The organism is Nitrobacter winogradskyi, assembly GCF_006539545.1.
In the GTDB taxonomy this organism is placed as follows: domain Bacteria; phylum Pseudomonadota; class Alphaproteobacteria; order Rhizobiales; family Xanthobacteraceae; genus Nitrobacter; species Nitrobacter winogradskyi_A.
The window spans coordinates 24,524-38,373 of record NZ_BJNF01000053.1 but is presented as its reverse complement, the minus strand read 5'-3'; the positions used below and the strand labels follow the sequence as shown (position 1 = coordinate 38,373).

Annotated in this window: 11 protein-coding genes; 7 read left to right on the top strand and 4 right to left on the bottom strand. The window is 62.8% G+C overall.

Annotation, left to right across the window (positions count from 1 at the left end):
• Positions 1 to 128: 128 nt before the first annotated feature.
• The 6 genes from NWI01_RS10355 to NWI01_RS10330 all read left to right on the top strand — a co-directional run bounded on the left by NWI01_RS10355 (position 129) and on the right by NWI01_RS10330 (position 9,588).
• The gene (locus NWI01_RS10355; RefSeq protein WP_141383765.1) at positions 129 to 512 is read left to right on the top strand and encodes a bleomycin resistance protein; all 384 of its coding nucleotides are present in this window, start codon (positions 129 to 131) and stop codon (positions 510 to 512) included.
• On the top strand, positions 499 to 1,614 hold the full coding sequence (gene tilS, locus NWI01_RS10350) for a tRNA lysidine(34) synthetase TilS (RefSeq protein ID WP_141383764.1): 1,116 nt from the start codon (positions 499 to 501) through the stop codon (positions 1,612 to 1,614). The genes NWI01_RS10355 and tilS overlap by 14 nt, the downstream gene beginning before the upstream one ends.
• Before the next feature lie 186 nt (positions 1,615 to 1,800).
• Positions 1,801 to 3,723 carry an ATP-dependent zinc metalloprotease FtsH gene (ftsH, locus tag NWI01_RS10345; protein WP_141383763.1) on the top strand — a complete coding sequence of 641 codons (1,923 nt, stop codon included), beginning with the start codon at positions 1,801 to 1,803 and terminating at the stop codon, positions 3,721 to 3,723.
• A 353-nt stretch (positions 3,724 to 4,076) separates the two neighbouring features.
• Positions 4,077 to 6,893, top strand: a complete 2,817-nt coding sequence (gene ppdK, locus NWI01_RS10340; RefSeq protein ID WP_141383762.1) for a pyruvate, phosphate dikinase — start codon at positions 4,077 to 4,079, stop codon at positions 6,891 to 6,893.
• Positions 6,894 to 7,316: 423 nt separating this feature from the next.
• Positions 7,317 to 8,702 (top strand): cell wall hydrolase, encoded by a 1,386-nt coding sequence (locus tag NWI01_RS10335; RefSeq protein WP_141383761.1) that lies wholly within the window; start codon positions 7,317 to 7,319, stop codon positions 8,700 to 8,702.
• Between the two features lie 289 nt (positions 8,703 to 8,991).
• Positions 8,992 to 9,588 (top strand): hypothetical protein, encoded by a 597-nt coding sequence (locus tag NWI01_RS10330; RefSeq protein WP_141383760.1) that lies wholly within the window; start codon positions 8,992 to 8,994, stop codon positions 9,586 to 9,588.
• 91 nt (positions 9,589 to 9,679) lie between these two features.
• On the opposite strand, the gene NWI01_RS10325 is transcribed toward NWI01_RS10330, so the two are convergent.
• The 3 genes from NWI01_RS10325 to ygfZ are packed head-to-tail and all read right to left on the bottom strand — an operon-like array spanning position 9,680 to position 11,798.
• The gene (locus NWI01_RS10325) at positions 9,680 to 10,297 is read right to left on the bottom strand and encodes a YfbR-like 5'-deoxynucleotidase (RefSeq protein WP_141383759.1); all 618 of its coding nucleotides are present in this window, start codon (positions 10,295 to 10,297) and stop codon (positions 9,680 to 9,682) included.
• Positions 10,294 to 10,920, bottom strand: a complete 627-nt coding sequence (locus tag NWI01_RS10320) for a DNA-3-methyladenine glycosylase I (protein ID WP_141383758.1) — start codon at positions 10,918 to 10,920, stop codon at positions 10,294 to 10,296. Before NWI01_RS10320 ends, NWI01_RS10325 begins: the two co-directional genes overlap by 4 nt.
• Entirely contained in the window at positions 10,917 to 11,798 is an 882-nt protein-coding gene (gene ygfZ, locus NWI01_RS10315; protein ID WP_141383757.1) for a CAF17-like 4Fe-4S cluster assembly/insertion protein YgfZ, read from the bottom strand. Before ygfZ ends, NWI01_RS10320 begins: the two co-directional genes overlap by 4 nt.
• A gap of 173 nt (positions 11,799 to 11,971) precedes the next feature.
• Here ygfZ and NWI01_RS10310 point away from each other — a divergent pair, with 173 nt between their 5' ends.
• Positions 11,972 to 13,312 carry a dihydroorotase gene (locus NWI01_RS10310; RefSeq protein ID WP_141383756.1) on the top strand — a complete coding sequence of 447 codons (1,341 nt, stop codon included), beginning with the start codon at positions 11,972 to 11,974 and terminating at the stop codon, positions 13,310 to 13,312.
• A 57-nt stretch (positions 13,313 to 13,369) separates the two neighbouring features.
• Here the strand turns inward: NWI01_RS10310 and NWI01_RS10305 are convergent, their stop codons facing one another.
• On the bottom strand, positions 13,370 to 13,636 hold the full coding sequence (locus NWI01_RS10305) for a hypothetical protein (RefSeq protein ID WP_141383755.1): 267 nt from the start codon (positions 13,634 to 13,636) through the stop codon (positions 13,370 to 13,372).
• Between the last annotated feature and the right edge of the window lie 214 nt (positions 13,637 to 13,850).

Sequence of the window (13,850 nt, the reverse complement as noted above, 5' to 3'; positions counted from 1 at the left end):
AACAACCATTTCTAGAGCATGGTCCGATTCAACTTGATCGGATCATGCTCTAGAGAGCGTGTTCCGGATCGCCTGAACTCGGGTAGGTCTCCGACCTCGGGCAGTCTCCGACCAAGGGAACTGGTCCGATGAGCCTTGATGCCCCGCGCTTTTGTGCCGCCGCGACCTTGCTCGTGGTCCAGGACGTTCTGAAAGCCGTAGCCTACTATCGCGACGTTCTCGGCTTTAGGGTGGGCTTCACCTACGGTGATCCGGTTTTCTACGCTGGTGTTGAGCGGGACGACGTGACGATTCATTTGCAGGCCGCGCACAAGATGCAACGCCAATCGGGCCGAGGCGCCGTCAACGTGTTCGTGACCGAGGTCGACGCGCTGCACGATGAACTGAGGTCGCGAGGGGCGGCCATCGTGCATCCGCCGGGCGATCGTCCCTATGGCATGCGTGATTTCGAGATTGACGATCTGGACGGCAATCGCCTGACGTTTGGGATGGGTATCGGTGGCTCGGACTAGATCGTCCGCGCGCGCGACGAAGCCATCGAAGGCGTACGCCGGTTCGCCGATCGCCGACACGGAAGCGAAAGGGCTTTTTTCAGACTGGAAAGCCAGCCGCGCGCTGGTCCTCGCCGTATCCGGTGGTCCCGATTCCGTTGCCTTGATGTGGCTGGCCGCGCGCTGGCGGCGCGCCATGAGGCGGGGCCCAGATCTCGTTGCCGTCACCGTCGATCATGCGCTTCGGCGCGAAGCCGCGCGCGAGGCCCGCCAGGTGAAGCAACTGGCCAAATCTCTCGGCATTCCTCATCGCACGTTGCGTTGGACTGGTCCGAAGCCTGCGACGGGCTTGCCCGCGGCCGCGCGTGAGGCGCGATACGCCCTGCTGTTCAAGGCGGCGCGGTCTCTCGGCGCGAGCCACGTCCTGACCGGACATACGTTGGATGATCAGGCGGAAACCGTTCTGATGCGTATATCGCGTGGCAGCGGCATCGCTGGCCTCTCCGCGATGTCGCGCGAAACCATGCGCGACGGGTTGGTGCTGGTCCGGCCGCTACTGAGTGTTCCGAAGGCGAGGCTGATCGCGACGCTGAAGAAGGCAAAGATCGACTATGCGGAGGATCCGACCAATCGTGACCTCGGTTTCACGCGTCCGCGATTGCGCGCCCTGATGCCGGCGCTGGCGGAGGAAGGATGCGATGCCCGCAACCTGTCGCGGCTCGCATCGCGTTTGATGCGCGCGAATACCGCGCTGGAACTTCTGGTCGACGGCGCGGAGAGGTTTCTGGCCCTGCAGGATGCCGCCGCGCCGCGTCCGGGCTTTCGAACGGAGGCGTTTATGGTCCTCTCGGAGGAGATCAAGGTTCGGTTGTTGCAGCGGACGATCGATCGCGTCGGCTGTGAGGGGCCGGCCGAACTGGGCAAGGTCGAGACTCTGCTTTCGGCGCTGGAAAGCGCCGCCAATGATGCGGATTCCGGCCGGCGCGTTCTGCTCAGGAGGACGCTCGCGGGGGCGCTGGTGACGCTGACCTCCGAGCGGATCAGCATCGAGCCAGCGCCCCCCCGGCGCGGATCGAAAGGTGAAACGGATCAAAGGGGTGGTGGGCGGAAATATCGCCCCTGACGCGGAGCAAAACCTTGTGTCATCTTGCCTCAGCCGGACAAGTCTTATTTAATAAAGAGTCTCGTCCGGTTCCCTTGGCAGCGGCGGTCGCTGCGCCTAGATTGGTATACGCGTCGGCAACTTCCATCTGTTAATGTCGATGCAGGGATATCCGGCTGCGATCCGCGCGGCCTCGAAGGAAGATCGATGAACGCCAATATGCGCAATTTCGCCCTCTGGGTCATCATTGTCTTGCTCCTGTTGGCATTGTTCACATTGTTCCAGAATCCTGGCCACCACACGACCGCGCAGGATATTTCGTTCTCGCAGTTGTTGACGGAAGTCGATCAGAACAATGTTCGCGATGTCGTGATCCAAGGGCAGGAGATTCGCGGCAACTTCACCAACGGCTCCGCTTTCCAGACCTACGCGCCAAATGATCCGGGGCTCGTGAAAAAGCTTTATGACGCCAAGGTGCAGATCACGGCAAAACCCCCCGGCGAGAGCGTGCCATGGTTCGTTTCGTTGCTGGTCTCGTGGTTGCCGTTCATCGCGCTCATCGGCGTGTGGATTTTTCTGTCCCGCCAGATGCAGGGCGGCGCCGGCAAGGCGATGGGTTTCGGCAAGTCTCGCGCCAAGATGCTGACGGAGGCCAATGGCCGCGTCACCTTCGAGGACGTCGCGGGTGTCGATGAGGCCAAGCAGGACCTGCAGGAGATCGTCGAGTTCCTGCGCGACCCCGGCAAGTTCCAGCGTCTCGGCGGACGGATCCCGCGCGGTGTTCTGCTGGTCGGCCCTCCCGGCACCGGTAAGACGCTGATCGCGCGCGCCGTGGCCGGCGAAGCCAACGTGCCGTTCTTCACCATCTCGGGATCGGATTTCGTCGAGATGTTCGTCGGCGTCGGCGCCAGCCGCGTCCGCGACATGTTCGAGCAGGCCAAAAAGAATGCGCCCTGCATCATCTTCATCGACGAAATCGATGCGGTAGGCCGGCATCGCGGCGCCGGTCTCGGTGGCGGCAATGACGAGCGCGAGCAGACGCTGAACCAGTTGTTGGTCGAGATGGACGGCTTCGAGGCCAATGAGGGTGTCATCCTCATAGCGGCGACCAACCGGCCCGACGTGCTCGACCCGGCGCTGCTGCGCCCCGGCCGTTTCGATCGTCAGGTCGTGGTGCCGAATCCGGACGTCGTCGGACGCGAGCAGATTCTCAAGGTCCACGTCCGCAAGGTGCCGCTGGCGCCGGACGTCAACCTCAAGACCATCGCGCGTGGTACGCCCGGCTTCTCCGGCGCCGACCTGATGAACCTCGTCAACGAGGCCGCGCTGACCGCTGCCCGGCGCAACAAGCGCATGGTGACGCAGTCGGAGTTCGAGGAGGCCAAGGACAAGGTGATGATGGGCGCCGAGCGCAAGTCGCTCGTCATGACCGAGGAAGAGAAGCTGCTGACGGCGTATCATGAGGGTGGTCACGCCATCGTCGGCCTCAACGTCGCCGCCACCGATCCGATCCACAAGGCGACGATTATTCCGCGTGGCCGGGCGCTGGGCATGGTGATGCAGCTCCCCGAGCGCGACAAGCTGTCGATGTCGCTGGAGCAGATGACCTCGCGGCTCGCGATCATGATGGGCGGCCGCGTGGCGGAAGAGATGATCTTCGGTCCGGAGAAGGTGACGTCGGGCGCGGCGTCGGACATCGATCAGGCCACGCGTCTTGCGCGCATGATGGTGACACGCTGGGGTCTGTCGAAGGAACTCGGCACCGTGTCCTATGGTGAGAACAACGACGAGGTGTTCCTCGGGATGCAGGTTAACCGTCAGCAGAACGTGTCGGAGGCGACTGCGCAGAAGATCGATTCCGAAGTCAGGCGTCTGGTCGAGACCGGTTACAAGGACGCGACCCGCATTCTCACGGAGAAGCGGGCCGATCTGGAGGCGCTCGCCAAGGGTTTGCTTGAATTCGAGACGTTGACCGGCGACGAGATCACCGACCTCATCAACGGTAAGAAGCCGAACAGGGAATCGGTGCTGGAGCCTGCGACCCCGCGCGCTTCAGCGGTGCCGCCTGCCGGAAAAGCGCGTCCGCGCCCGGAGCCGGATCCGGGTCTCGAACCGCAGCCGCAGGCTTGATGGTCCATCAACTGCTCGGTATCTCCACCGAGATCTGTCGTCGAAACAGCCCGGCCGCAAGCCGGGCTGTTTGCCATTTGTATGGTGCCCTCCGAACTTGAATCGTCTGTCGATATCCTTCGGAACAAGGCGATTTGCGTAGCTTGCGCGGAGTCGTCCAAACATGGTGTAAGGCGCGCGCGTTGTCCTTGATATGTTGTCGTTGATCCAGCGTCTTTCATCGCTTTATGAAAACGGTGAACGGCTCTTGTTCTTTATGTTTTGACGCGTTTTCTTCACGCGAATGGGATTCCATCCTCGGGACAAGCCCGAGGACATGCTTCGCTTGAAAACGCTATGGAACGGTTTCAACCATGGTCAAAGCTGCCTCGAAGTCGAAAAAGCTGGCGACGAAATCAGGATCACCTGCGAAATCCCGGGCGAAGGCACAAAAGTCCGCTGGCACCGGGAAGCCGATGAGCAACGCACAGGGAGCGCCGCCGCGGTCAAGGAGCAAGTGGGTCTATACCTTTGGGGGCGGCAAGGCGGAGGGCAAGGCAGAACTGAAGGACTTGCTCGGCGGCAAGGGCGCTAATCTCGCCGAGATGGCCAATCTTGGTCTGCCGGTGCCTCCCGGTTTCACGATCACCACCGCCGTCTGCGCGTTTTTCTATGCGCATGACAAATCTTTCCCGAAGGAGTTGACGCCACAGGTCGAAAAAGCGCTGGAGCAGGTCGCAAGAATAACCGGCAAGGCGTTCGGCGACGCCACCGATCCGCTGCTCGTATCGGTGCGATCGGGGGCGCGCGCCTCGATGCCGGGCATGATGGATACGGTGCTCAATCTCGGTCTCAACGACCGGACCGTCGAGGCGATTGCCGTACGGTCCGGCGATCGGCGATTCGCCTATGACAGCTATCGCCGCTTCATCACCATGTATTCGGATGTCGTGCTTGGCTTCGCGCATCATCACTTCGAGGAAATTCTGGATACGTTCAAGGATGGCAAGGGCTATTCGCTTGATACCGACCTCACCGGCGACGACTGGATCGAGGTGGTCAGCAGGTACAAGACGGCCGTCGCGCAAGAGACGGGCAAGGACTTTCCGCAGGATCCTCATCAGCAGTTGTGGGGTGCGATCGGCGCGGTGTTTTCGTCCTGGATGAGCGCGCGGGCAGTCACCTATCGCCGCCTGCACAACATTCCGGAGTCGTGGGGCACGGCCGTCAATGTGCAAGCCATGGTGTTCGGCAATCTGGGTGAGACATCGGCGACCGGCGTGGCGTTCACGCGCAATCCGTCCACCGGCGAAAGCCGGCTCTACGGCGAGTTTCTCATCAACGCCCAGGGCGAGGACGTGGTGGCGGGCATCCGCACGCCGCAGGACCTGACGGAGGCGGCGCGCAAGGAGTCCGGCTCCGACAAACCGTCGATGGAAACGGCGACGCCTGAATCCTTCAAGGAATTGACGCGCATCTCCAGGTTGCTCGAAAAACACTATCGCGACATGCAGGACATGGAGTTCACGGTCGAGGATGGCAGGCTGTGGATGCTGCAGACCCGGAGCGGCAAACGGACGACGCGCGCGGCGTTACGTATCGCGGTTGAACTCGCCAGGGAGGGGCTGATCTCGAAGAAGGATGCGGTCGCCCGCATCGATCCGGCTTCGCTCGATCAACTGTTGCACCCGACCATCGATCCGAACGCAACGCGTGATGTGATTGCCGCCGGTCTGCCGGCCTCGCCCGGCGCGGCCGCGGGTGAGATCGTGTTTTCTTCGGAAGAAGCAACCAAGCTGCAGGCCGATGGCCGCAAGGTTATCCTGGTGCGGATCGAGACCAGTCCGGAAGATATTCACGGCATGCATGCCGCCGAGGGCATTCTGACCACGCGCGGCGGCATGACCTCCCACGCGGCGGTGGTTGCGCGCGGCATGGGCAAGCCCTGTGTCTGCGGCTGCGGCAGCATTCGGGTCGACTACGGCGGCGGCACGATGGCGATCGGCGATCGCACCTTCAAGGTCGGTGACATCATCACCATCGACGGCTCGCGCGGCGAGGTGCTGGCCGGACAGATGCCGATGATCGAGCCGGAGTTGTCGGGCGAGTTCGGCACGCTGATGGGCTGGGCCGACGAGATTCGCAAGCTCGGCATAAGGGTCAACGGCGACACGTCAGCCGACGCACGAACGGCGCTCAGGTTCGGCGCCGAGGGAATCGGCCTGTGCCGCACCGAGCATATGTTTTTCGAGGAAACCCGCATACGCACGGTGCGGGAAATGATCTTGTCCGAGGATGAGCAGGCGCGTCGCGCCGCGCTAGCGAAGCTGCTGCCGATGCAGCGGGCCGATTTCGTCGATTTGTTCGAAATCATGAAGGGCCTGCCGGTTACGATCCGGCTGCTTGATCCGCCGCTCCATGAATTTTTGCCGCATACGCAGGCCGAGATCGATGAAGTGGCCCGTTCAATGAAGGCCGATCCGCGCAAGCTGGCCGACCGTGCCCGCAATCTCGCCGAATTCAATCCGATGCTTGGCTTTCGGGGGTGCCGACTTGCCATCGTATATCCCGAGATCGCCGAAATGCAGGCGCGGGCGATCTTCGAAGCGGCGATCGAGGCCGAAAAGCGCACGGGCAAGGCGGTCGCCGTCGAGGTCATGGTGCCGCTGATCGCGACCAAGGCGGAGTTTGATCTGATCAAGGCGCGGATCGATATGACCGCGCAATCGGTGATACGCGAAACCGGCGGCAAGCCGACGTACCAGGTCGGCACCATGATCGAGTTGCCGCGCGCCTGCCTGGTGGCGGGAGAGATCGCCGAAACGGCGGAGTTCTTCTCGTTCGGCACCAACGATCTGACGCAGACCACGTTCGGCATCAGCCGGGATGATGCGTCGAGCTTTCTTGGCGCCTATATCGCGAAGGGAATTGTGGCGATCGATCCTTTCGTCTCGTTGGATCGCGACGGTGTCGGAGAACTGGTGAAGATCGGCGTCGCGCGTGGCCGCAAGACCCGCCCCAATCTCAAGGTCGGCATCTGCGGCGAACATGGCGGCGATCCCGTCTCGGTCGCATTCTGTCACGAGATCGGATTGAACTATGTGTCGTGCTCGCCTTACCGCGTGCCGATCGCGCGTCTCGCCGCCGCCCATGCGGCGCTCGGCAAGATCGTCGCGAGCCGGGGGTCATGAGTGCTCACGATGGAAGACCGGTCAGGCACTGATGCAGAGAACGTAGCAGGAGCAGGCTTTAGATAAGATCATGCCCTGCCTGAATCCGCATATGCACGCGTCGCGCGAACCGGGCGTTGACCTATAGCGTTTTCGAGCGAAGTGGAAACCGGTTCGCGTGAAGAAAACGCGTCAAAACAAGATCATAGAGCCTCGCTTCTGATTCCATCAGAAGCGAAAAGGCTCTAATCTTCACTCTTTCGCTCAGGCCGTTGTTTACTAACAACTCCGATGTTCGCTCGCGCTCCTGGGCGCATGCTTGCCTGTTGCCGGCCCGCATCGTCGATTAACGCGCTCGCAACTTTAATCCGATATTACCGTGATCGATCGAAATGCATCAAAAATGCGGCTCGATCGCGTGTGTGATGTTGCGTGAGCGTATCGATGTCTGTGTTGCGTAACCAACCGAAGAGCGCGCGTCTTGCGCTCTTCGGTTCCGGTCTCTGCTTCTTCGCATTGATCCCGAATGAAATCGGATATCAGGACATCGCGTCCTTGCTTGCGCGGCAGCCCGGTGTTGCCGAACGCTGGCAGAAACGTGTTTCCGCCAGCGCGGTCAGCTCCATTCAGGTCGCGACCTTCAATTTCGGACGCCCGGTCGGCACATCGTCGCCGCGCGCGGCCACGCTTCTGCTTGCGAGTCTCGACGAGGGTGTTGCGGTCGGCAACCGGCTGACGCGGCCACCGCAACGTTATAGCGCCTCGGATTTCCCAAGGGTCAACCGGGCGCTGAAGGCGGACCGTCTCGCTCTGGTTGCGCCGGAGCAGCCGCTGCCTGTTGCGCCGACCAATGCCGCGCCGCAGGATCCTTCGACATCCAATGCGTCGGTGTTGGGAGCAAAGACGGCGGCGGCCGGGGATGGCGGGGAGTCCTCGACGCTCGATCCCGAATTGGCGGAAGCTCTCAACGCACCTCCTTTGCCGCAATACGGTGCGTCGCTGTCGCTTGAGGTGCAGCCGTCCGACGATCCCGATGCCGCCAACGCGGCTGAGGGGGCGCAAGCCTCCACCGACGGGTTCTCCATCAAGACGGCGAGCCTGTACTTCGGCGATTCGGCGCTGGGTGTCGTCAATGAAGGCCTGGAACGCTGGCGTCCCGGTGAAGAACCCGTGATCGTGATGCCGGCTCCGGATCCCGACATGAAGGTGGCGCTGCCGCCGCAGCGGAATCCGGCAAGCGCCGGCGAAACGGTGGTCGGCAAGGGTGAGGTCAAGACGCCGGCCGAGCGGCTCGGTCTTCTGGATGACAGGAAGCGCGCCAAGCAGGAAAAATGCCTCGCGGAGGCGGTTTATTTCGAAGCGCGCGGCGAAGCGGTTCGCGGTCAGATCGCGGTCGCTCAGGTGGTTATGAACCGCGTGTTCTCCGGCTATTATCCGACCACGGTGTGCGGCGTGGTCTACCAGAACGCCAATCGTCGTCTGGCCTGCCAGTTCACGTTCGCCTGCGACGGCATTCGCGACGTCGTCACCGAGCCGGATATGTGGGATCGCGCCCGCAGGATCGCCAGAGCCACGCTTGACGGGCGGCTATGGCTGCCCGAAGTCGGCAAGTCGACTCACTATCACGCCTATTGGGTCCATCCTTCATGGGTCCGCGAAATGAAGAAGATGTACCGCACCGGCGTTCATACCTTTTACCGTCCGCGCGCGTGGGGCGACGGCCGTGATGCGCCGAGTTGGAGCGCGACGGCTCAGACCGCCGAGATCTCGGCCAGACTCGCGGAGGCGGGTCGCAGTTCGGCGGAACTTGACTCTGCCCGGCGGCGGTAGAGCATGATCCCGACCCGAAGGGCCGCGCCAGCGCAAAGTGGAAACCGGTTTTCGGATAGGATGTTTCCCGGCAGTATGAAATCCGGTTCGTGTTCAAGAAAACGCTCGTAATCAACAACTTGCGCTTGCCCGGATTGCAAAACCGGTATCCACTTTTGCGGAATCCGCTAGGATATTCAGACTTTACCAACCAAGCTGCTCCAATGTTGCCACGGTTGGTATGGTAAGGAGCGGGTAAAGGCATCAGCCATCGGCGGCCGTCCCCGTCATCAAGTTTCGGAGTTGCAGTATGCTTGCGCGTTTCGTGTCGGGAGTCCTGTTTGCAGGTGCGATCGCCGCACCGGCAATGGCCGGTCACCTCATGAATGCCAGCGAGGCCAAACGCTTTGTGGCCGGCAAGGTTTTCGCGTTCACCTGCTTCGACGGCACGCGGGGCGCCGGCCGGGTGTTTGAGGACGGCGGTGCGGCCGGTGCGGTGCAGTTCAGCGGCGAGGGTCCGGTTCGCCATATGAGGCTGCCGGGCAACACGCTCCAGGTACGCGGCCAGACGGTTTGCGCATCGATCAAGGGACTTCCGTTCGAGCCGTGCTTCAATCTCGACAAGAAGAGCGAACGCAGCTTCCGCGGCTCGGTGTCCGGCATGGGCTTTGCGTATTGCGACTTCAACCATCAGGGCGGCAGGCAGATGTTGCTGGCGCGCGCCGCTGCACGCCCTTATGCCCGCGGCAGGGTTTCCCGTACGGCCGATGCGTCCGCGTCGAACACGGAGGTGACCGCGCGCGTTCCAACCCCGCGGGTGGAGAGCGTGAGGCTTGAACCCGTAAAGCCGGACGCGAGGCCGGCCAGGGCCGAAGGCGCTTTGCAGCTACGCCCGTCCACCGATTAAGTTCGGCGGGCGTGCCGATTACATGCCAGCTCGATCACTTCCGCTGTCGTGATATAACCGGCTTCGCTATCTGTAAGACCGCATCAACAATTCAAGGAAATTGGCCGCAAAGGCTCTGGAAACGCGATAGAAGCCGGCTCTCGGCCTCGCTCGCTGGCCACGGCGTCAGATAATCGTCGATCATCGTTGCCGGCAGGCCCGGATCGCTGCCGAACAGCCGCTTCGCCTCGGGCTCGGAGAAGCCGGCAAGATGGGTCGCCTCGAGATAGGCGGCGCCCATGTCGGCGGCCTTGATCTGCCGCCCGGTTTCCGCCGGCAGGACAGGCGGCAGTCCGAACCGGATGTGGATCGCCGCCAGCAGCCGTTTCTCCACCGCCTTGTAGGAACCCCCGATCACCGCCTTGAACGGCGAGATCATGTCGCCGATGACATACTCCGGCGCGTCATGCAGCAGCGCCGCCAGCCGCACCTGAATATCGATGCGGGGCGTATGCTCGCGCATGACGGCCTCGACCAGCAGCGTGTGCTGTGCGACGGAGAAAATATGCGCGCCGTGGGTCTGGCCGTTCCATCGCGCGACGCGGGCGAGGCCATGCGCGATATCGGCGATCTCGATGTCGAGCGGCGAGGGATCGAGCAGGTCGAGCCGCCGGCCGGACAGCATCCGCTGCCACGCGCGCGTCGCGACTTTCGGAGCCCGGGCCGTCATTGCGTTGCGGGACGTGGCGTGCGCGCCTGCTTGCCGCATGTCTCGTGGCAATGGCATGTCACCAGATGGTCGTTGACCATGCCTGTCGCCTGCATGAAGGCATACACGATCGTGGGACCCACGAACTTGAATCCGCGCGACGCCAGTTCTTTTGAGATTTTGATCGAGAGCGGCGTCGAGGCCGGTACGTTCGCGGTGGTCTTGAACCGGTTGACCTTCGGCTGGCCGTCCATGAAATTCCACAGCAGCGTGGAAAAGCCCGGACCCTGCTCCATGATCGTGAGGTAGGACTTCGCGCTGGTGACGGCGCCCTCGATCTTCGCCCGGTTGCGCACGATGCCGGCGTTGTTCATCAGCGCGTGGACCTTCTTCTCGTCGTAGGATGCGATCTTCTCAGGCAAGAAACCGTCGAAGGCGCGGCGGAAGTTGTCACGCTTGCGCAAGATCGTGATCCACGACAGGCCGGCCTGAAAGCCGTCGAGGATCAGCTTTTCGAACAGCGCGCGGTCGTCATATTCGGGGACGCCCCATTCGGTGTCGTGATAGGCGAGGTAGAGCGGGTCGTCGCCGGGCCACGGACAGCGGGTGAGGCCGTCGGCATGCAGGCGCGCGGATGGCGTCATACGACGGTGTTCTTGGCCGGCAGCTTCAGATCATCCGGTTCGGCGACACGGATCGGAACGCCGCCCGCCGTCAGCGGAATCCCGGCCTCGATCGCGTCAGTGGCGCGATCAAGACGCAGCAGCGCAAGACCCTGGTCCGCCGCCGACGAGCCCATGGTGCCGACGGGCTTCTCCCCCGCGACCACGGCCGTCCCCGGCTCGGGCGCGCCACTGTCCAGGCGCACGCGCACAATCCGGTTGCGCGCTGTGCCGCGATGCTCCATGCGCGAAACCACCTCCTGACCGACATAGCAGCCCTTGTCGAAATCGACGCCGTGCAGCCGGTCCATATTGGCTTCGTGCGGAAAGGCGTCGCCGAAGTTGAAATCGACGCCGCCGCTCGGCACCCCCGCCGCGATCCGATGAGCCTCGTAATCGGCGCTTTCAACCAGTTCGGCGCCGATCACCGTGGCCGCCCGGGCCGCGAGTTCCTCCGGCACGAGGCTGCGCCAGCCCAGCCTGTCGCTTCGTGGATCGGCGAAGGTCAGGTCCGGGTGCATCGCGGGTTCGCCGTCCCAGGCCGCCAGCACGCCGAGCTTGCCTGAAAGGTTTTCGACCGTGACCTTGGCGCGCAGCTTGTAGAAGCCGAGCTTGGTCGCGAGCGATTGCGCCAGCGGCAAAGGGCAGTCGATGAGAAAGCCGCCGCCGTGATCCGGTTGAGCTTCCGTGATGAGGAAATCGAACGTGATCTTGCCTTGCGGCGTCAGCAGCGCGCCGAACCGGCCAAGCCCGGGCTGAACCTTTGTCACATCGGTGGTCACGAGACCGTTGAGAAAATTGCGCGCGTCGTCGCCGCTGACCTTGACCACGCCCCGGTCGGGAAGAAACGCTGCTTTCATGACACCTTCTCTTGGCCGGGTGTTGTTGTTTGAACTGGTCTTGCGCAGTGTTCCCGGACAAACCTGCGTGCCGGATTTCGTTTTCGGAACGTAAGCCGCTAAGGTGCCGGCAACAAGGGTCCGCTCGGCGTGCGCGCGGATGCTTTCGGGAACGATGACCAAGACATTTAACGATGACCAAGACATTTGACGTGATTCTGAGATCAGGCGCCATCGTCAATCAGGACGGCGAGGGGGTCGCCGACATCGGTGTGTCCGGCGGCCGCATCGCCGCGATCGGCGGGCTTGGCCAGGCCGATGCCGGCGAGGTGATCGACTGCCGGGGGTTGCATATCCTGCCCGGCGTGATCGACACCCAGGTGCATTTCCGCGAGCCGGGACTGACGCACAAGGAAGACCTCGAAACCGGCTCGCGCAGCGCGGTGATGGGCGGCGTGACCGCGGTGTTCGAGATGCCGAACACCAATCCCCTGACGGTGACGGCGGAGACCTTTACGGCGAAGATGAAGGCGGCGCATCATCGGATGCATTGCGACTTCGCCTTCTTCATCGGCGGTACCCGCGAGAACGTGCGGGAGCTTCCCGAACTGGAACGCGCGCCGGGTTGCGCCGGCGTCAAGGTGTTCGTCGGGTCATCCACCGGTGCGCTGCTGGTCGAGGATGACGACAGTCTGCGGAAAATCTTCAACGTGATCCGCCGCCGCGCCGCGTTTCACGCCGAGGACGAGTATCGTCTCAACGAGCGCAAGAATCTGCGCGTCGAAAACGATCCGCGCTCGCATCCGCTGTGGCGCGACGAGACCGCCGCGCTGCTGGCCACGCAGCGGCTTGTCACTCTCGCCCGCGAGACCGGAAAGCGCATTCATGTGCTGCATATCTCGACCCGCGAGGAGATCGAATATTTGCGGGACCACAAGGATGTGGCTTCCTGCGAGGCGACGCCGCATCATCTGACCATGGCCGCGCCCGAATGCTATGAGCGGCTCGGAACGCTGGCGCAGATGAATCCGCCGGTGCGTGACGCCGCGCATCGTTCAGGGATATGGAAAGGCATCGAGCAAGGCATTATCGACGTGCTCGGCTCCGATCACGCGCCGCATACGCTGGAAGAGAAGCAGAAGACCTATCCCGCGTCGCCATCGGGCATGACCGGCGTGCAGACGCTGGTGCCCCTGATGCTGGATCACGTCAGTTCGGGCCGCCTCTCGCTGGCACGCTTCGTCGATCTCACCAGCGCCGGTCCGGCGCGGCTGTTCAACATCGCCTGCAAGGGACGGATCGCGGCCGGCTTTGATGCCGATTTCACGGTGGTCGATCTCAAGCGGACCGAGACCATCACCAACAAGTGGGTGGCGTCGCGCGCTGGCTGGACGCCCTATGACGGGCTTGAGGTGACGGGCTGGCCGGTCGGCACCTTCGTGCGCGGTCGCCGCGTGATGTGGCAGGGGGAGTTGATAGCCGCGTCCACGGGAGAGCCCGTGCGTTTTCTGGAGACGCTGACGCCCGGATCCTGAGCCGGACCGTGAAGCCGGTTGCGTCGGAAGCGGATCCTGGATGGTTGGACGCGGGACTTATTGTTTGGCCAGAGCGATCGAGAATTCGCCGTTGCGGACGCGGCCGGCGAGGCCTTCGACGAAGGTCGCCACGGCATCCTCGCCATAGGTGCTGACAAGCTCGGCGAAGGCAGCGAACAGGCTGGCCTGCGCCAGACAATCGCCATCGACGCCGTCGTGGCGTGCGTCGGCCCACGCTTCGTTGAGATAGCTGAGGGCAGCCTGCTTCTGCTCCTGATCGGCAAACGAATCGCGGGTTGGGCTGAATGCAAATGGCGGGTGCATGAAAATTCCGAATGCGTCTGACGGGGCGAAACGCTCAACATCCGTGGTCCATAGCGTTTTCGAGCGAAGCATGTCCTCGGGCTCGTCCCGAGGATGGACACCGGTTCGCGTGACGAAAACGCGTCAAAACATTGAGATAGAGTCCTTCACCGTTTCCATGAAGCGGTGAAGGACTCTAGCATGCGAACGGGCAGCGGACAGCCAGTTCTTTAGG